Origin of the sequence: Variovorax sp. Root434, assembly GCF_001426595.1 — a bacterium.
GTDB lineage: Bacteria > Pseudomonadota > Gammaproteobacteria > Burkholderiales > Burkholderiaceae_C > Variovorax.
In genome coordinates, this window is sequence record NZ_LMEK01000001.1 from 283,549 (window position 1) to 301,579 (window position 18,031).

19 protein-coding genes are annotated in these 18,031 nt (G+C 69.0%); 6 read left to right on the top strand and 13 right to left on the bottom strand.

The features are described 5' to 3' along the window. The first annotated feature begins 150 nt into the window (after nucleotides 1-150). Complete coding sequence (gene cynS / locus ASD05_RS01335; RefSeq protein WP_056586562.1) at nucleotides 151-594, top strand: cyanase; 444 nt, start codon at nucleotides 151-153, stop codon at nucleotides 592-594. On the opposite strand, the gene ASD05_RS01340 is transcribed toward cynS, so the two are convergent. Next, complete coding sequence (locus ASD05_RS01340; protein ID WP_056586566.1) at nucleotides 588-1,346, bottom strand: SDR family oxidoreductase; 759 nt, start codon at nucleotides 1,344-1,346, stop codon at nucleotides 588-590. The two genes, cynS and ASD05_RS01340, sit on opposite strands and share 7 nt — an antisense overlap. 249 nt (nucleotides 1,347-1,595) lie before the next feature. After that, nucleotides 1,596-2,189, bottom strand: coding sequence for a nucleotidyltransferase family protein (locus ASD05_RS01345; RefSeq protein ID WP_200955373.1), 594 nt, complete (start codon nucleotides 2,187-2,189; stop codon nucleotides 1,596-1,598). 120 nt (nucleotides 2,190-2,309) lie between these two features. Here ASD05_RS01345 and ASD05_RS01350 point away from each other — a divergent pair, with 120 nt between their 5' ends. Together ASD05_RS01350 and ASD05_RS01355 are read left to right on the top strand one after the other, a co-directional pair. Continuing rightward, complete coding sequence (locus tag ASD05_RS01350; RefSeq protein WP_056586570.1) at nucleotides 2,310-2,870, top strand: nucleoside 2-deoxyribosyltransferase; 561 nt, start codon at nucleotides 2,310-2,312, stop codon at nucleotides 2,868-2,870. Between the two features lie 56 nt (nucleotides 2,871-2,926). Continuing rightward, nucleotides 2,927-3,799, top strand: coding sequence for an alpha/beta fold hydrolase (locus ASD05_RS01355; protein ID WP_056586573.1), 873 nt, complete (start codon nucleotides 2,927-2,929; stop codon nucleotides 3,797-3,799). A 30-nt stretch (nucleotides 3,800-3,829) separates the two neighbouring features. Here ASD05_RS01355 and ASD05_RS01360 read toward each other — a convergent pair whose 3' ends face one another. The 3 genes from ASD05_RS01360 to ASD05_RS01370 form a co-directional block, all read right to left on the bottom strand. After that, entirely contained in the window at nucleotides 3,830-4,165 is a 336-nt protein-coding gene (locus ASD05_RS01360; protein WP_056587760.1) for a DUF1161 domain-containing protein, read from the bottom strand. A 23-nt stretch (nucleotides 4,166-4,188) separates the two neighbouring features. After that, nucleotides 4,189-6,426 (bottom strand): NADP-dependent isocitrate dehydrogenase, encoded by a 2,238-nt coding sequence (locus tag ASD05_RS01365; protein WP_056586577.1) that lies wholly within the window; start codon nucleotides 6,424-6,426, stop codon nucleotides 4,189-4,191. Nucleotides 6,427-6,577: 151 nt separating this feature from the next. Further along, the gene (locus ASD05_RS01370) at nucleotides 6,578-7,519 is read right to left on the bottom strand and encodes a LysR family transcriptional regulator (protein ID WP_056586579.1); all 942 of its coding nucleotides are present in this window, start codon (nucleotides 7,517-7,519) and stop codon (nucleotides 6,578-6,580) included. A 117-nt stretch (nucleotides 7,520-7,636) separates the two neighbouring features. Between ASD05_RS01370 and ASD05_RS01375 the strand changes: the two genes are divergently transcribed. Continuing rightward, nucleotides 7,637-8,503: an oxidoreductase gene (locus tag ASD05_RS01375; RefSeq protein ID WP_056586583.1), complete on the top strand. Its 867-nt coding sequence runs from the start codon at nucleotides 7,637-7,639 to the stop codon at nucleotides 8,501-8,503. A 9-nt stretch (nucleotides 8,504-8,512) separates the two neighbouring features. On the opposite strand, the gene ASD05_RS01380 is transcribed toward ASD05_RS01375, so the two are convergent. Beyond that, nucleotides 8,513-9,148, bottom strand: coding sequence for an ATP-binding cassette domain-containing protein (locus ASD05_RS01380; protein ID WP_056586585.1), 636 nt, complete (start codon nucleotides 9,146-9,148; stop codon nucleotides 8,513-8,515). A gap of 55 nt (nucleotides 9,149-9,203) precedes the next feature. Here ASD05_RS01380 and ASD05_RS01385 point away from each other — a divergent pair, with 55 nt between their 5' ends. Then, nucleotides 9,204-9,977: a hypothetical protein gene (locus tag ASD05_RS01385; RefSeq protein ID WP_056586588.1), complete on the top strand. Its 774-nt coding sequence runs from the start codon at nucleotides 9,204-9,206 to the stop codon at nucleotides 9,975-9,977. A 27-nt stretch (nucleotides 9,978-10,004) separates the two neighbouring features. Here ASD05_RS01385 and ASD05_RS01390 read toward each other — a convergent pair whose 3' ends face one another. From ASD05_RS01390 to pbpC, 3 genes are all read right to left on the bottom strand, one after another. Beyond that, nucleotides 10,005-11,297, bottom strand: coding sequence for a CynX/NimT family MFS transporter (locus tag ASD05_RS01390; RefSeq protein ID WP_056586591.1), 1,293 nt, complete (start codon nucleotides 11,295-11,297; stop codon nucleotides 10,005-10,007). Then, nucleotides 11,294-11,995, bottom strand: a complete 702-nt coding sequence (locus ASD05_RS01395; protein WP_414930029.1) for a FadR/GntR family transcriptional regulator — start codon at nucleotides 11,993-11,995, stop codon at nucleotides 11,294-11,296. The genes ASD05_RS01390 and ASD05_RS01395 overlap by 4 nt, the downstream gene beginning before the upstream one ends. 125 nt (nucleotides 11,996-12,120) lie before the next feature. Then, nucleotides 12,121-14,373, bottom strand: coding sequence for a penicillin-binding protein 1C (gene pbpC / locus ASD05_RS01400; RefSeq protein ID WP_056586597.1), 2,253 nt, complete (start codon nucleotides 14,371-14,373; stop codon nucleotides 12,121-12,123). 264 nt (nucleotides 14,374-14,637) lie between these two features. Between pbpC and ASD05_RS01405 the strand changes: the two genes are divergently transcribed. Further along, nucleotides 14,638-14,844: a thrombospondin type 3 repeat-containing protein gene (locus tag ASD05_RS01405; RefSeq protein ID WP_007830422.1), complete on the top strand. Its 207-nt coding sequence runs from the start codon at nucleotides 14,638-14,640 to the stop codon at nucleotides 14,842-14,844. Nucleotides 14,845-14,911: 67 nt separating this feature from the next. Here ASD05_RS01405 and ASD05_RS01410 read toward each other — a convergent pair whose 3' ends face one another. Genes ASD05_RS01410 through ASD05_RS01425 form a run of 4 tightly spaced genes read right to left on the bottom strand, consistent with a single transcriptional unit; the run spans nucleotide 14,912 to nucleotide 18,028 of the window. Beyond that, the gene (locus tag ASD05_RS01410) at nucleotides 14,912-15,538 is read right to left on the bottom strand and encodes a LysE family translocator (RefSeq protein WP_056586601.1); all 627 of its coding nucleotides are present in this window, start codon (nucleotides 15,536-15,538) and stop codon (nucleotides 14,912-14,914) included. Nucleotides 15,539-15,592: 54 nt separating this feature from the next. After that, a complete protein-coding gene (locus ASD05_RS01415; protein WP_056586604.1) occupies nucleotides 15,593-15,871 on the bottom strand; it encodes a DUF2277 domain-containing protein in 279 nt (92 codons plus the stop codon). Nucleotides 15,872-15,902: 31 nt separating this feature from the next. After that, a complete protein-coding gene (locus ASD05_RS01420; RefSeq protein WP_056586607.1) occupies nucleotides 15,903-17,294 on the bottom strand; it encodes an amidase in 1,392 nt (463 codons plus the stop codon). After that, nucleotides 17,291-18,028, bottom strand: a complete 738-nt coding sequence (locus ASD05_RS01425; protein WP_157609918.1) for a DUF2848 domain-containing protein — start codon at nucleotides 18,026-18,028, stop codon at nucleotides 17,291-17,293. The genes ASD05_RS01420 and ASD05_RS01425 overlap by 4 nt, the downstream gene beginning before the upstream one ends. Nucleotides 18,029-18,031 lie beyond the last annotated feature (3 nt).

Sequence of the window (18,031 nt, forward strand, 5' to 3'; positions counted from 1 at the left end):
CCCCTCTGGGGGAAGGTTGGGATGGGGGCAGGCCTTCGAACAGGCACCATGCTTTCTCTGAGGCCGCTTGCCCCCACCCTCCCCCAGAGGGGGAGGGAGCAAGTTCCGGCACGCCTGTTGCTTGCCCGAGCCCTTTCAACAGGAGACCGCATGAACCGCAACGACGTCACGGAAAAGATCATCACCGTGAAAGTGAGCAAGGGCATCCAGTGGGCCGACGTGGCAAAGAAGGTCGGCCTTTCGAAGGAGTGGACCACCGCCGCCTGCCTCGGCCAGATGACGCTCGACGACAGGCAGGCGAAGATCATCGGCAAGATCTTCGGCCTCACCGTCGAGGAGCAGAAGTGGCTGAAGGTGGTCCCCTACAAGGGCTCGCTGCCCACGCCGGTGCCCACCGATCCGCTCATCTACCGCTGGTACGAGGTCGTGAGCGTGTACGGCACCACCATCAAGGAACTCATCCATGAAGAATTCGGCGACGGCATCATGAGCGCCATCGACTTCAGCATGGACATCCAGCGCCAGGCCGATCCCAAGGGCGATCGCGTCAACGTGGTGCTGTCGGGCAAGTTCCTGCCGTACAAGACCTACTGAACGTACACCGCCGGGTGCGGCCTCTGCGCACCCGCCGGCCGCATCGTGCGGGCCGTGATGCCGTAGCCCTCGATGGCCCCGGCGATCGATCGCGCCACCGCATCCACGGGCACCGCGATGCGCCGGTTGGTGCGCATGCGCTCCCGGGCATAGGTGGCGGCGATGCGCTCTGCCAGCGGGTCGCCGGGGCCGTTCACGTCGGGGCTCACCACCGTCACGTGCAGGCGGCCGGCATGCTCCTGCCGCAGGCCTTCGGAGATCGCGTTCACCGCGTACTGCGTGCCGTGGTACACGGCCGAACTCGGCGACACGCCCTGCATCGCCACCGGCGCCACGTTCACGATGTGGCCCCAGCCCTGCTCCTGCATCGCCGGCAGCACGGCCGCGATGCCGAGCAGCACGCCGCGCAGGTTCACGTCGATCATGAGTTCCCACTCCTCGATCTTGCGGTTCCACAGCGGCGACATCGGCATCACGCCCGCCGCGTTGACGAGCACGTCGATCTGCTCGTGCGTCTCCAGGGCGAACTCGGCAAAGGCTTCCATGTCGGGCCGGTGCGTCACGTCGAGCCGCTGGAAGCTCGCGGTGCCGCCCGTGGCCTCGATCTCGGCCGCGAGTGCCGCGAGCCGGTCGGTACGGCGCGCGCCCAGCACCACCTTGGCGCCGCGCCGCGCGAGCAGCCGTGCGGTTGCTTCGCCGATGCCGCTGCTCGCGCCGGTGATGAGGACGACTTTTTCCTGGATTGCGCTCATGATGAAACTCCTCGTGCTGGTCGGTTGCCGTGGGGCGCACACAGAAGAGGGTGCGCCGGGCATGGAGAGAAGTTTCGCGTCCGAGGGCCCCGAGGCGGTATCCGAATCGAACTCGGTTTTTGCCTGATCCTGCAAAACGCAAGGGCGGCGGGCGCTTCCTATGGCGCGGCGTAGTGCTTTGGCTTTCGCGATGTAGCCACTGTGGCTTCTTGCTCAATCCGCCGGCTGTCGCGCAGAGCGGGCGGTGCTTCAGGGCTGCGCGGCGAGGATCTCGACCTTGGGCCAGCGTCGCGCGAATTGCTTCTGCTCCACGCGCTGCCGGTACGTCGCGGCATCCGCGCGCGCGGGGTTGTGCCGAACGCGCAGCCCGAACAGATCTTCCAGGCCGTGCGGCGCCAGCACGCGGATCGAGTCGTCGTCAGCCAGGGACACCCCGACGCAGGTCGCGAACTCCGGCCATGTCGAAATGCCTTCCTCCAGCGAGGTCAGCGGAGCCACGACCTGTCCAAGGCTTTCCCGAAACCAGTGATGCACGTGCGCCTGGTTGGTCACTTCCCAGCGATGCTCCGGCATCCGCATCGACAGCTGTTTCTGCAGGGCGGCCTCACCGAGCTGCGGCGGCTCGTCGGCATCGAAGTACACGACGTCGATGTCTTCCAGGGCCGAGGGCTTGCTGAATCCATGAAGCGAATCCCAGACGAGGCTGCGCACTGCCCCCGCACCGATGCACCAGGCGCCGAGGTCCAACTCGCGCACCGCCGCCAAGGCGGCCATGAGATAGGGCGCGCCGCGCACCAGTTCGATGAGTCGTTGCGCGTGGCCGGGTGAAGAGGTGCGATGCATGGGCCGGCGACTGTAGCTCACCGCGGCATGTGCGCTGGCGCCGATACACCGATCGGAAAATCTTCACGCATCATGCTGGTGCATCTTGAGCCGAATCCAAAAAGCGAGGATGCTCGGCCGATGGAAAACAACCCCGATCCCTCGAGGCGCCCGCAGATCTACCTCGCGGGACCGGACGTCTTTCGTCCTGACGCGAGAGACCATTTCGTTCGGCTCGCTGCGGCCTGCGACGCGCTCGGCCTCTGCGCGCTGCTGCCGGCCGACGGCAACGAGGAGCCCGCGCCCGACGCTCCGGAAATGCAGATCTACAAGGCCAACATGCAGCGCCTTCGCAGCGCCGACGGCGTCGTCGCCAACCTCGCCAGCTTCAGGGGGCTGGAGCCCGATTCCGGCACGGTGTTCGAGGTGGGCGCGGCGGTCGCGCTCGGGATTCCGGTAGTGGCCTACGGCGTGCCCGACGGCAGCTATGCGGACCGTGCGCGGACGGCACTGTCGTGCGAAGCCGATGCGAACGGCGTGCTGCGCGAGAGCCGCTCCGGCATTGCCGTCGAAGACTTCGGCCAGCCGCTGAACCTGATGCTGGCCTGCTCGATCCACATCGAGCCGACACCGGAAGCGGCGTTGAAGAAGATGGGCGAGGTGTTGGCTGTCCTCCGTGCGACAAACGCTGGAAACTCCTGACCAAAGCTCCGGCCGCCAACCCCTAGGATGGCGTTCCCCTTTCACCGGAGCACTGCATGCCGACCACCGAGACGCACTTCGAATTGACCGCCAACGACGGCGTCACGGTGGAGGCCCATCGCTGGCAGGGCGCGACGCAGCGCGCGGTCATCCAACTGGCGCACGGCATGGGCGAACATTCGCTGCGCTACCGGCATCTGGCGAACGCGCTGGTGCAGGCCGGCTACGTGGTGTATGCGAACGAGCATCGCGGCCACGGCAAGGGTGCCTCGGCGCGCGGCGAGCTGGGCGAGTTCGGCCCGCGCGGTTTCGCCGGGCTGGTGGACGACATGGCGCTGCTGAGCCGCCACGTGCGCGGCGTGCATCCGGGCCTGCCGCTGATCCTCGTGGGCCACAGCATGGGCTCGTTCGCCACGCAGTACTACCTCCTCGAGCACAGCGCACTGCTGGCGGGCGCCGTGCTTTCGGGCACTTCGGCGCTCGACCTGCTGGGCGCGGCGTTGCAGTCCGGCTTCAAGCTGGAAGACATGAACGCCGCGCTGCCCGACGTGCGCACGCCCTTCGACTGGCTCAGCCGCGATCCGGCGCAGGTCGATGCCTACATCGCCGATCCGCTGTGCGGATTCACGGTCTCGGCCGAGGGCCTGGGGTCGATGTTCGCGAAGCTGGCCGAGCTGGCGCCGGGCGCGATGCGCAGGCGCATCCGCCCCGAGCTGCCGCTCTATCTGTTCGTGGGCGACCAGGACCCGGTCAGCAACAAGGCCGAATGGTTCTACCCGCTGGTGCAGCGCTACCGCGAGGCGGGGCTGCGCGATGTGTCGTGCCACGTGTTCGGCGGCGCGCGCCACGAGGCGCTGAATGAAGTCAATCGCGATGAGGTCGAGGCGGTGCTGCTCGCGTGGATCGCGCGGGTGGTGGGCAAGGGCTGAGCGCCGTTGCCGTCACCCCGTTGGCTGCTGCTACTTCTTGCAGTCGCCGCCGACGGACACGGTGCCGTCCTTGCACTCGGTGAGCATCGGCTCGCCCTTCGTAGGTGCCGGGGCCGAGCCTGCGCCGGACGCGGGCCCGGCGTCCTTTAGGTAGACGATCTTCTTGGTGCCGAGCTCGCAGCTGCCCACCACCTGCCCGTTCGCCGATGCGTTGGCATCGACGACGGTGACGGTGAAGCGCGCCACGCCGGCCGCAGCGATCTTCGACTCGATGCCGGTGCGCAGGGCCTCGCAGTCTTCGGCCCCGTGGGCCGCGCCAGCCAGCAAGGCGAGCGCGGCGGGGAGCACCGTGAACCAAGGCTTCATGGCTGCCACCCGCTCGATGCCCATCAGCGCTGGGCCGACGCCAGCGCCGCGTTGAGCGTGGGGCTCGGGCGCATCACGGCTTCGAACTTGGCGGGGTCCGCCAGGTAGTAGCCGCCGATGTCCACCGGCTTGCCCTGCACGGCGGCGAGCTCGTCGACGATCTTCTGCTCGTTGCTGGCGAGCGTGCCGGCCAGCTTCACGAACTGGGCCTGCAGTTCCTTGTCTTCCGTCTGTGCGGCCAGTTCCTGAGCCCAGTACATGGCCAGGTAGAACTGGCTGCCGCGGTTGTCGAGCTGGCCGGTCTTGGGCGACGGGTTCTTGTTGTTGTCGAGCAGCTTGCCGGTGGCGGTGTCCAGCGTCTTGGCCAGGATGGCGGCTTTCTTGTTGCCGGTCTTCAGGCCCAGGTCTTCCAGGCTCACAGCCAGCGCGAGGAATTCACCCAGCGAGTCCCAGCGCAGGTGGTTTTCTTCCACCAGCTGCTGCACGTGCTTGGGGGCCGAGCCGCCCGCGCCGGTCTCGTACATGCCGCCGCCGGCCATCAGGGGCACGATCGACAGCATCTTGGCCGAGGTGCCCAGTTCCATGATGGGGAACAGGTCGGTCAGGTAGTCGCGCAGGATGTTGCCGGTGGCGCTGATGGTGTCCAGGCCGCGGACCACGCGCTCCAGCGTGTAGCGCATGGCGCGCACCTGGCTCATGATCTGGATGTCCAGGCCCGTGGTGTTGTGCTCGTGCAGGTACATCTTGACCTTGGTGATCAGCTGCGCCTCGTGCGGGCGGTAGGCGTCGAGCCAGAACACCACCGGCATGCCGGAGTTGCGCGCACGGTTGACGGCCAGCTTCACCCAGTCGCGGATCGCGGCGTCCTTGACCTGGCACATGCGCCAGATGTCGCCTTGCTCCACGTCTTCGCTCATCAGCACTTCGCCGGTGTCCAGGTCGGTGATGTTGGCGACGCCGTCTTCCGGAATCTCGAAGGTCTTGTCGTGCGAGCCGTATTCCTCGGCCTTCTGTGCCATCAGGCCCACGTTGGGCACGGTGCCCATGGTCTTGGGGTCGAAGGCGCCATGCCACTTGCAGAAGTTGATGATCTCCTGGTAGATGCGGGCGAAGGTCGATTCGGGCATCACGGCCTTGACGTCCTTCAGGCGGCCATCGGCGCCCCACATCTTGCCGCCGTTGCGGATCATAGCGGGCATGGAGGCGTCCACGATCACGTCGTTGGGCGAGTGGAAGTTGGTGATGCCCTTGGCCGAGTCGACCATGGCCAGCTCGGGCCGGTTCTCGTGGCAGGCGTGCAGGTCGCGCTTGATCTCGTCCTGCGTGCTCTGCGGCAGCGTGGCGATCTTGTTGTACAGATCGACCATGCCGTTGTTGACGTTGATGCCCAGCTCGTCGAACAGCTTGCCGTGTTTCTCGAAGGCTTCCTTGTAGAAGATCTTCACGCAGTGGCCGAACACGATGGGGTGCGAGACCTTCATCATGGTGGCCTTGACGTGCAGCGAGAACATCACGCCGGTCTTGCGTGCGTCCTCGATTTCCTTTTCATAGAAGGCCAGCAGCGCCTTCTTGCTCATGAACATGGAGTCGATGACCTCGCGATCCAGCAGGGCGACCTTGGGCTTGAGCACGATGGCCTTGCCGCTCTTGGTGAGCAGTTCCATCTTGACGTTGCGCGCGCGGTCCAGGGTCATGGACTTCTCGCCGTGATAAAAGTCGCCGCCGTGCATGTGCGACACGTGCGAGCGCGAGGCCTGGCTCCAGTCGGCCATGCTGTGCGGGTTCTTGCGCGCGTATTCCTTCACGGCCTTGGGTGCGCGGCGGTCGGAGTTGCCTTCACGCAGCACGGGGTTCACGGCGCTGCCGGTGCACTTGTTGTAGCGCGCGCGGATGTCCTTGTCCTCGTTTGTGGTCGGGTTCTCGGGGTAGTCGGGGATCTTGTAGCCCTTGCCCTGCAGTTCCTTGATGGCGGCCTTGAGCTGGGCCACCGAGGCGCTGATGTTGGGCAGCTTGATGATGTTGGCCTCGGGCTTGAGCGTGAGCTTGCCCAGTTCGGCCAGGTTGTCGGGCACCTTCTGGTCGTCGCTGAGGAATTCGGGGAACTCACCCAGGATGCGGGCCGCCACGGAGATGTCGCTGGTTTCGACGTTGATGCCGGCCGGGTTGGTGAAGGCGCGGATGATGGGCAGAAACGCGTAGGTCGCCAGCAGGGGCGCCTCGTCGGTGAGGGTGTAGACGATGGTGGGTTGCTTCGAGCTCATGCGCTTGCTTCCGTAGATCCTGGGTTGTCGGGTTGGCTGGAACTTCCGGCAAGGACGAGGTTTATGGTGTTTTCGCCGGAATCCCCGATTGTCGCCCCACCGGGAGCCGGTTCCGGCCCGGCAGGCCGTATGTCCCACCTCGGCAGGCGTCTTAGCCTGTGGGCGAGGGCGCCTGGGCGCCGTTTTCGGCGCTCTTCTCCAGCATTTCCCGCGCCAGGTCGACGAAGGCGCGCAGCTTGGGCGCCTGCGCCGCGCGGCGCGGAAAGTACAGGAACAGGCCCGGCTCCCCGAAGGCCGAGCGCGGCAGCAGCTGGCGCAGGCGGCCCTCGCGCAGATCGGCACGCACCAGCGGCTCGAAGATGTAGGCGATGCCCACGTCGGCCAGCGCCAGGTCGCGGGCATAGAGCGCGTCGGTGACGCGCACCGTGCCCGGCACCTCGACCGAGACGTGGGCACCTTCCTTGTCGCGCAGGTCCCAGGCGTACACGCCGCCCGAGGTCACGAAGCGAAAGCCGATGCAGTTGTGCTGCTGCAGCGACTCGATGCTGTGCGGCTCGCCGGCGGTGGCCAGGTAGCGCGGCGTGGCCACCATGATGGCCTCGAAGGGCGGCGTCAGCCGCACCGCCACCATGTCCTGCGCCACGGTGTGGCCCAGCCGGACGCCCGCGTCGTGGCCGCTGGCCACGATGTCGGCCAGCCCGTCGTCGCTGGTGATCTCGATCACCAGCCCGGGATGGCGCAGCGCCATTTCAGCCACCAGCGGCGTCATTGCCAGCGGCAGGGCCACGTGGGGCGCGTTGATGCGCAGCACGCCGCCCACGCGCCCGAGCGCTTCACCGAAACGGTCCACCGCATCGCCGATCTCGCCTATCGCGGGTGCCAGCATGCCGATGAAGCCGGCGCCCGCCTCAGTGAGCCGCACGCTGCGGGTGGTGCGCGCGAAGATCGGCTGGCCCAGGTGGTCTTCAACGGCCCGCACCGCGTGGCTCACGGCCGAGGCGCTCATGCCGAGTTCGGCCGCGGCGGCGGCAAAGCCGCCGCGCCGGTGCACCGCCAGCACGATGGCGAGATGCGGGAGCAGGTTGCGGTCCATTCATGCATCGTATTGCATAGTGCATTCGATTTGGCCTATCTAGTCGATGAGTGGCAATGCTGGGACAGTCACGCCATGCCTTCAAGGCAACCCTTCCACCCTCAAGGAGCCAGCATCATGTCCACCCCCGTCAGCCTCTCTTCGCAAACCCGCCAGACCTGGTTCATCACCGGCGCCGCCTCCGGCTTCGGCCACGCCTTCGCCGAGCACGCCCTGGCGCAGGGCCACAACGTGGTCGCCACCGCCCGCGATGCCGGCCGCCTCGCCGACCTCATGGCGCTGGCGCCCGAACGTGTGCTGGCCGCGCCGCTCGACGTGGACGTGGCCGGCGCCGCCGAAGCCGCCGTCGAGGCTGCGGTGGCGCGCTTCGGTCGCATTGACGTGCTGGTCAACAACGCGGGCTACGGCGTGGTCGGCGCGCTCGAGGAAACCTCCGATGCCGATCTGCGCGCGCTGATGAACACCAACTTCTTCGGTGCCATGGCCGTCACGCGTGCCGCGCTGCCGGTGCTGCGTGCGCAGAAGTCGGGCGCCATCGTGAACATATCGAGCCTCGGCGGGCAGCTGTCGTTCGCGGGCTTCAGCGCGTATTCGGCCTCCAAGTTCGCGCTGGAAGGCGCCTCGGAAGCGCTGGCGCAGGAGGTCGCGCCCTTCGGCATCAAGGTGCTGATCGTCGAGCCGGGCCAGTTCCGCACGCAGCTCGCGGGCAGCGGCATGCGCCACATGCCGGTGATCGAGGCCTACCAGCCGGTGGTGGGCGCCACGCGCGAGTTCGCGCACAGCATGCACAACACGCAGGCCGGCGATCCGCGCAAGGCCGCGGTGGCCATCGCCAAGGCGCTGCAGGCCGAGCACACGCCACTGAGGCTGCAACTGGGCGGCGACTCGGTCGACGCGGTGCGGGCCCATGCGCAGGCGCTCCTCAAGGAGATGGAAGCCTGGGAAGCCGTGAGCCGCAGCACCGACTTCGACACAGCCGCCTGAAGGCAGGCGTCAGGCCAGCGGCAGTTCGATGGTGGCCGCTAGCGGCACGGTGTCGATGCGCGCCGCGCTGGCCACGATGACCGCTTGCCTGGCCTGCGCCGAGAAGCCCGAGAGCGTGGCCCACAGGCATCGCGTCGACGGTGCATCGAGCCCGGCCGTCGGCTCGTCGAGCAGGACGAGTGGCCGGCCCGATGCCAGCCCGGCAGCCATCCACACCTTGCGCTTCGAGCCGGTCGAGAGCATGAACATCTTCTTGTCCAGATGCGGGGCCAGCGAGAAGCCGTCGGCGATGGCCTGCCACTTCGCCTCGTCGAAGCCCGCGTCGCCCTCGACGAGCGAAGCCGTGCATTCGCGCGCGCTGAGTTGGTCGAAGCGGTCGGTCACGGGGTCGACGAAGAACACCTGGCGGCGGTACGCCTCGGGCGCGGCGTCGAGGCTCGTGCCTGCAACCGTCAGCCGCCCGGAAGCGGGCAGCGTGCCGGCGATCACCTGCAGGAGCGCCGACTTGCCAGTGCCGGTGTCGCCGTAGAGCAGCGTGACGCCGGTGCCGACGGATGCGTTCCAGTCGGACACCAGCGCGGGCTGGTCGGGGTAGGCGAAGCGCAGCGCGTCGATCCGGAGGAGGGCGGAAGAAGAAGGATTCATGGTCGCGTGCGACTTTATCAACCAGGAGCCCTGCCGGTGGCTACCATCCGGCTCCATGAGAAAACTGCCATTCCTGCTCGCCCTGCTGTCGTTCGCTGCTCCCGTGCTTGCCGCGCCGTCGGCGCAGGTGTTCGATGCGGTGAAGAAGCCCGATTCGCTCGATGCGAAATGGCGTACGCGCCTGTGCGCCTTGCTGCCGCAGCCCTGCAACGTGCAGCAACTGGGCCTTTACCGTCCGCGCGGCGCCGCGCCCGGCGACTACGTGGTGCTCTCGGCCGAGCCGCTGGCCATGGCGCGCGTCAAACGCAGCACCGACGCGGCGGGCTGGCAGCTCGACCGCCTCCACGATTTCGCGGGCTACGCGCAGTCCCTGAAGAAAGACAGCGGCGCCGAGCAGCCCGAGGCGCGCCTGTCGCTCGCGCCGGCGCTCTATCCGCTGGCCGAAGGCAAGTGGGCCGTGGCTGTGCTGCAGACCGTGTCGGAGATGTACTCCGGCGGCGGCGCCTCGTTCGACACCGCGGACTTCGTGCCGCTGGAAGGCGGCAAGGCGGTGCACGAGGACATTCCGTTCTCGTGTTTCAAGATGATCCGCGCCTGCTTCAGCGAGAAGGAATACAAGACCTCGAAGCACTGCCACGACGAGGGCAACGGCAGCCTGCGCATCGCCTACGGCGAGGCTGCGAAGCCGGGCGCGCCCTACGACTGGCAATACACCTGGGTGCAGACCGAGTGGCCGCAGAACGAGCCGCGGAGCGCGGCGACCACCACGCGCATCCGCTTCACGGCGAAGACCACCGAGCGCGCCGGTTTCTGCGGCGGTCCGCAGTAATCACAAACAGGGGCGAGAAACCGCCACTCAGTGCCGAGGCACGGTCGTCGTGCCCACGTGCATCGTGCGGCCGGCCCCCAGCCCCGTGATGACCAGCGCCACGCCCAGCCCGATGAACAGCCACGACGAGGCGCGAAAGCTCCCCGTCCAGCCGTGCAGCAGCCCGGCCACCAGCGGCCCGAAGGCAGCCACCATGTAGCCCACGCCCTGCGCCATGCCCGAGAGATGCGCGGCCACGTGCGAATCGGGCGAGCGCAGCACGATCATCGTGAGCGCCAGCGCGAAGGTGCCGCCCTGCGCAATGCCCAGCAGCACGGCCCAGGCCCACACGCCGAACACGCCTCCCAGCGGCGCGAACAGCATCGCCAGCATCGCGCCCACCGTGAGCAGCGCCAGCGCGACCGCAAGGCCGCGCTGGTTGCGCAGCTTCACCGCCAGCGCGGGCACCACGAGGCAGGTCACCACCTGCGTCATGACCGACAGCGACACCACGTAGCCGGCCGTCTCGCTGCCGAGCCCGCGCTCGCGCAATATCGGCGCGAGCCAGCCCATCACGATGTAGGCGAGCGCGGACTGCAGGCCCATGAAGAAAGTGACCTGCCAGGCCAGCCTGTCGCGCCACAGCCCGCGCACCGTGAAGCCCGATTCGCTCGCCACCGGCTTCAGCGGCAACGCCTGCGGCGCCCAGATCAGCGTGACCAGCGCGGCCGGCAGCGCCCACATCGCGAGCGCCATGGTCCAGCCGCCGCCCAGCGCGTGCTCGATGGGCACCGTGAGGCCCGCGGCGCTGGCCGCGCCGCCGCACACGGCCATGGTGTAGAGGCCCATCATCAGCGCCGCCTGCGACGCAAAGTCGCGCTTCACGAGGCCCGACAGCAGCACGTTCGACACCGCAATGCCGCTGCCCGCGATGGCCGAGGCCAGGAACAGCAGCGGGATGCTGCCGGTGCCGCGCAGCACCGTGCCGACCAGGATCAGCACCATGCATGCCAGCAGCGTGCGCTCGGTGCCGAAGCGGCGGCCCAGGCCGGGCGCGAGCGGCGCGAACACGCCCAGGCAGACGATCGGCAGCGTGGTCAGCAGGCTCGCGGCCGTGGCCGAGAGCCCGGTGGCCTTGATGATCTCCGGCAGCACCACCGAGAGGCTGGCGAACACCGGGCGCAGGTTGAAGGCGATCAGCACCACGCTGGCGGCGAGCAGGACGCGGCGCGCGAGGGTGGGCGCGGGCGTGGGGCGCGGCGCAGGCAGGCTGTCGGCTTCGGCGTCGATCAGCAGGTCGTCGGCCGTGGTGTGGCCTGAGGCGAGCGTGAGCGAGCTCATCGTGTGCCCAGTGCCAGCGCGTTGATCATCGGCGCCATGAAGGCGCGCACCGCCGCGGCGGCCACGTCGGGGTCGCGGCTGGCAATGCCTTCGACGATCGCGCGGTGTGCGGCGTCGTCGGGCTCGGGCAGGTTGGTGCCGCCCATCGAACTCGCGATCGTTTCCTTGATGTAGCCCGTGATGAAGCGGCAGGTTTCGGCCAGCGCGAGGTTGCCCGATACGTCGACGATGGCGAGGTGAAAGGCGAGGTCGCGCTCGATGAAGCCCGCACCGTTGTCGCTGGCGTCGGGCACGCCGCGCTTGTCGAGCAGGGTGTGGAGGCGGCGCAGGTCGCGCGAGGTGTGGCGCACTGCGGCGAGCCGGGCGGCTTCCACCTCGAGCGCGCGGCGCACTTCGAACTGGTCGCGCAGGCTGGCCAGGCGCAGCTTCTGCAGGCTGGACGAAGGGTCGAAGCCCGAGCGAACATAGGTGCCCGAGCCTTGCCGCACTTCGAGCAGCCCGCGCGACACCAGCGTCTTGACCGCCTCGCGCACCGTGCCGCGGCTCACGCCCAGCAATTGCGCGAGCTGAGGCTCGATGGGAATGCGGGAGCCGACGGCCCAGCGGCCGGCGGAGATCTCGGCGCGGATGCTGTCGGCGGCGGTGTCCGCCAGGGAGGTTCGGGGGGCTTGGGCAAGCATCGGGAGGACCTGGGTCATTCAATGATTGGACGAATTTTGCCGCCAAACAAAGCCCGGACTGTCCATGTGGTGGTTGGCCCGGACGGCATCTTTACCAAGCGCCGGCCCTCTCTTCGCGCCCCGAAGCGCGCCGTCCACGGCCTTTACCGGCGCGCGCTTTTCGTCACCACGCCGGCGCCGCGCACTTCGAGCCGGCGCTGGTCCACCACCTTGCCGCCGGCGTCCACCAGTTCGATCACGTGGCGCCCCGGCCAGGGAAACCACTGCACGCTGTTGCCGCGCTCGAAGGGCTTGCCGTCGATGCGCCACTGCACGCCGCGGCCTTCGGAGTCGAAGCGCACGCGCTGGCGCTGCGGCGGGATGTCGGGATCGAGCGCGATGATGGTGCCGTCGGCCGGCGCGGTGATGCGCGCCGAGGCGGCGCCGGCCGCCATGCCGGTATCGAGCGCGAACAGCGGCTGCTCGGTGCCCTGCAGGAACCACTCGCTGCGTGCCGCTTCGAGCGGGTTGCCGTCGGCGCCGTTGCCGAAGCTCACGCGCGCTTCGACGAGGCCGGGCGGCGGCGCGGGCGCGCGGCTCGGCTCGCGCGCGTGCAGGAAGCGCATCACCTCGGCCCACACCGGTGCGGCGCCGCTGGTGCCGCTCACGTCCCACATCGACTCGCCGCTGGCGTTGCCGACCCACACGCCTACCGTGTAGCGCTGCGACCAGCCCACGGCCCAGTTGTCGCGCATGTCCTTGCTGGTGCCGGTCTTCACGGCGGTCCAGAAGCGGGTGGAAAGGATGCTGTCGAGTCCGAAGGTGCGGGTGCGCGCGTTGGGGTCGGAGAGGATGTCGCCGACGATGAAGGCGGCGCGCGGGTCGAGCATCGGCGGCTTCGATCTTTCGGCCGGGACGGGTGGCCGCACGGTCAGCGTCGTCGTGCCGTAGCGCCCGCCGTTGGCCAGCATGCGGTAGGCGTTGGTGAGCGACAGCAGCGACACCTCGGCGCTGCCGAGCGCGAGGCTGTAGCCGTAGTAGTCGCCGCTCTCGCGCAGCGGCAGGCCGACGGCGCGCAGCTCGCGCGCGAAGGCTTCGGGCGACACCATCACCAGCGTGCGCACGGCCGGCACGTTGAGCGAGGCGGCCAGGGCGGTGCGTGCCGACACCGGGCCCTTGAAGCGGCGGTCGTAGTTCTGCGGAATGTAGAGGCCGCTGGCGGTGCTGATCTGCGCCGACGAGTCCTCGATCAGCGAGGCCGCGGTGATGCGCCGCTCGGCAATCGCCTGGCCGTAGAGCAGCGGTTTGAGCGTGGAGCCGGGCTGCCGCAGCGCGGTGACGCCGTCGACCTCGGCCGCCTGGCTCAGCGGGCCGGAGGAGCCGACCCAGGCAAGCACTTCGCCGGTCGCGTTGTCGAGCACCACCAGCGCGCCGTCTTCCACGTGGCGCTCGCGCAGTTCGCGCAGGTGGCGCTGCAGCGTGTCCAGCGCAAAGCGCTGCAGCGGCGCGCGCAGGGTGGTGCGCACACTGGTTTCCTTGCTGTCTTTCTCCCTCCCCCTCTGGGGGAGGGCCGGGGTGGGGGCCGCCCCCGCATTCGCATCCCGAATCTCGCGCAGCACGCGCCGAGCCGCATGCGGCGCGATCCCTTCGTTCGTCTCGAAGGCGCGGCGCTGCACCGCTGCGCTCGTGAACATGTCGAGCGCCTCGCAGTCGACCTTCTGCTGCGGTTCCATCGCGCGCAGCACCTCGCAGGCGCGCTGCGCCACCACGGCGGGCTTTGCATTCGGCGCGCGCACCAGCGCCGATGCCACGGCGGCCTCGCGCGCATCGAGCCCGCTCGGCGCCTTGCCGAACAGCGTGCGCGAGAGCGCATCGATGCCCACGATCTCGCCGCGGAACGGCACGGTGTTGAGGTAGGCCTCGAGGATCTGGTCCTTGCGCCAGTTGCGCTCCAGCTGCGCGGCCGCCACTGTCTGACCGATCTTCTGCGTGAAGCTGCGTCCGCCAGAGGCGCGGCGCAGGTCGTCGTCGAGCAGGCCCGACAGCTGCATCGTGATGGTCGAGGCGCCGCGCGTGCGCGTGTTCCACACGTTGGCCCAGGCCGCGGCCGAGACCGCGCGCCAGTCGATGCCGCTGTGTTCGTAGAAGCGCTTGTCCTCGCTCAGCACCATGGCCGTGCGCAGCGCGGGCGACACGTCGGCCAGCGCGGTCCACCGGCCGCGCCGCACGGTGGGATCGGTGCGCACGCGCTGCAGCAACTCGCCGTTGCGGTCGAGCACCTCGGTGTCGGAGGAGCGGAAGTCGCGCTTCACTTCTTCGAAGCTCACGAGGGCCCAGGCTGGATGGACGCAGGCCGCCGCCAGCAGGGCTGCGGCGAGGGCCTTGCGGATGGGGACGAAGAGGGGCGCGGATTGCATCGAAAAGGTCGGTGTCCGGAAGCGTGGGCGCCGACATTCTCTGCGATGCACCACGGGAACGGCGCCTACCCCGCGACGGGCGGCTTGCCGCCTTGCGGGCATGAAAACTTCAGCCCAAAGTTCTCGCCATGTTCCACATCCGGTAACCAACTTCACGCAAGCGCCTCACTGCAGAAACCCGATGCGTACCGGCGTGGCCTTCAATGCAGTACCGGCTCGCAGGAGGCGAAGCCCGGTTCCACAAACACTCCAAGGAGAACTCACATGACGAAGACATTGGCGATCCTGCTGGCCGCGTCGGCCATCCTGGCCGGCTGCGTGGTCGCGCCTTACGACCGCCCGCCGCCGCGCGGCCACTACTACGGCGACCGCGACCGCGACGGCGTGCCGAACCGCTACGACAGGGACCGCGACAACGACGGCGTGCCCAATCGCTACGACCGCGCCCCGAACAATCCGTACCGCTACTGACTGCCACAGGAAAAGGCCGCGAAGCATGGCGCTTTGCGGCCCTTTTTCATGAGCGCGCGCGGGCCGCTCAGCCCGGCCGGCGCGCCATCAGCGCCCAGATGCCGGCCGCGCTCAGCAGCGAACCACCCGCGAAGTTGAAGCGCCGCTGCGCGCGCGGCGATGACAGCAGCCGGCGCGCCGAGCCCGCGAACACCGCATAGAGCGTGGCATTGGTTGCGGCCAGTGCGACGAAAGTGACGGCCAGCACCCACAACTGGTACGTGACATTGGCCGCCGGGCTGATGAACTGCGGCAGGAAGGCCACGAAGAACACGATGCCCTTCGGGTTCAGCGCCGTCACCAGGTAGGTGTTGGCGAACAGGCGCAGCCGCGAGGCGGGCGCGGCCGGCGCGGCGATTTCGGTGGACGAGATGCCCGCGCGCAGCAGCTTGATGCCGAGGTACAGCAGGTACAGCCCGCCCACCCACTTGACCACCGTGAACCAGAAAGCCGAGGTGGCCAGCAGCGCACCCAGCCCCAGCAGCGACACCACCAGCGCCGTCGAGTCGCCGAGCGCCACGGCAGCGACCAGCGGCACGTTGGCGCGGCGGCCGTGCGACATCGAATAGCTGATGACAGTGAGGATGGTCGGTCCCGGAATGACCAGCATGACGGCGGAGGCCGCGACGAAGGCGAGCCAGAGTTCGATGGGCATGGGTTGTGTTCCTGTGTGGTTGTTGCTCGGATGGAGGCTATCGCTTGTCTTTTATCACGCGGGGCTGCTGCCGAATCGCACGGCCGCGCGGGCCTTGGCGCGTTCGGCCTCGACGCCCCGGTCGCGCGGCTCGGCCGTGGTGACCAGCGATTCGATCAGCCGAGCCGCAGTGGCGGCCACTTCATCGACCGCGCGCCCGAAGACTTCCTCATTGGCCTTGGACGGCACGCTGAAGCCGCTGAGCTTGCGCACGAACTGCAGCGCGGCGGCGCGAATTTCCTGCTCGGTGGCGGGCGGCTCGAAGTTGTAGAGGGTCTTGATGCTGCGGCACATGGGTGCTCTCCATTCGACGACGCCATCCAGTCTAGCGAAGGAGGGCCATGGCGTGAGAGTCGTGGTGGATGCCATCGATGTGGCGCAGCACGGGCTCGGCAGCCAGCGCCACCGCCGCCAGCCGCGCATCGTCGCCGTGCACCGACGCCAGCATCAGCCCCACCGGCAGTTCGCCCGGCGCATGGCATGGCAGGCTGAAGGCGCAGCCGTCGAGCAGGTTGATCGCGAAGGTGTTGCGCAGCAGCAGGCCGTTAGCCCTGAAGAAGGCCGCGTCTTCCGCCAGCGCATCGATGGGTGGCGCGACGATGGGCACGGTCGGGCACACCAGTGCGTCGAAGCCTTCGATGGCGCGGCCCACGCGGCCGATCCAGTCGCGCCGGCGGTCCTGCATGGCGATGTAGTCGGCGGCGCGCACCTCGGTGCCGAGCGCGATGCGGGCGGCCACGCGCGCGTCGAAGCCGTCGCGCCTGGCGGCGAAGCGCTCGCGGTGCACGGCGGCGGCTTCCACCGGCGAGAAGCCGCCGGGCGCGTTGACGGTCGCGATCTCGGCGAGTTCGGCCAGCGTGATGTCCACGATCTGCGCACCCGCCGCCGAGAGCGACTGCAGCGCGCGGTCGAAAGCGCGCGCCACCGCGGGCTCGATGTCGTCGAACATCAGCGTGCGCGGAACGGCCAGGCGCATGCCCTGCAGCGGTCGGCGGCGCACCGCGAGCGGCGCGTCGGCAATGGCGGCATCGGCGATCAGGCAGTCTTCCACGCTGCGTGCCATGGCGCACACCGTGTCGAGCGAGCGCGCGAGTTCGAAGGCGCCCGTGCGCGGCACGCGCGACTGCGTGCTCTTGAAGCCGACCAGGCCGCACAGTGCGGCGGGGATGCGGATCGAGCCGCCCGTGTCCGAGCCCAGCCCGGCCACCGCGAGCCCGAGCGCCACCGACACCGCCGCGCCGGACGACGAACCGCCCGGAATGCGCGGCGTCTGCGCATCGGCCGGGTTGCGCGGCGTGCCGTAGTGCGGGTTGATGCCCACGCCCGAGAACGCGAACTCCGTCATGTTGGTCTTGCCGACGATGGCCGCACCCTGTGCGCGCAGCCGCGTCACGGCGGTCGCGTCGTGCGCCGCCGGCGCTTCGCCCGCACAGACGGCGGAGCCCGCCATGGTGGTTTCACCGGCCACGTCGTACAGGTCTTTCACCGACACCGGCAGGCCGGCGAGCGGGGCGGTCTCGATGCCGGCCTTGCGCGCCGCATCGGCATGGCGCGCGGCGGCGCGGGCTGCGTCGGCGTAAAGGCGCGTGAAGACATGCCGTGCAGCAGGCTGCTCGGCCGCTTCGAGCACTTCGTCGATCAGCGCCTCGTGCGACAGCTCGCCGCGCGCGATGCGCTCGCGCAGCGCCGTGATGGTGTTGCCGTTCTTCATCGTCATGCCACCACCGGCAGTGCTTCCACCGCATAGCGATGCACGATGCGGCGCTGCAGCTTCGGGTCGTGCAGCTCGATCTCCATCTGCGTCGCGGGCCGGATGCCTTCGCCCTTCGCGTTGGGCAGCGCGCCCAGCGTGCCGCAGGTCATGAAGAGGCCCTCGGGAACCGCATCGGCACCGGGCATGCCATCGCGCAGGCCGGTCAGCGGGCGGATCGATGCGAGCGTGCCGCGCTGGTAGTCGACCCAGCGGCCGTCCTCCAGGATGCGCGAGCGCAGCTCCAGCGTGTCCTGGTGCGCCTGCACGTCGCGCCAGCGCCAGGCGGTCTCGGCCACGGGCTTGGCGCACATCTGCTTCGACACCGCCACCGAGTAGCTCTCGACCTGCCGGTCGGTGTGATCGGAGGCCACGCTCAGCCACCACTCGCCCTGCAAGAAGAAGAGCACCGGCTCGGCCTCGCCGGAGCTCTGGTCGCCCAGCGCCTCGATGGCGGGCGATTGGGTCAGCAGCTGGGCCGCCACGCGGTAGTACAGCGGCACGCTCGAAGGGCGCGGCACGCCGAGCGCGGCCAGCTCCTCGATGTGGTGCTCGATGGCGGCGATGTCGCGCCCGGTCCAGCCCGCCACCACCAGCGCGCGCGGCGCGACGAGGTACAGGGCGGTGGAGCGCGTGCCGTCGTCGGCGATGCTCTCGCAGGCGAAGCGCAGGCGGGAATTCGTGTTGCTCGTCGTCGTCATCGC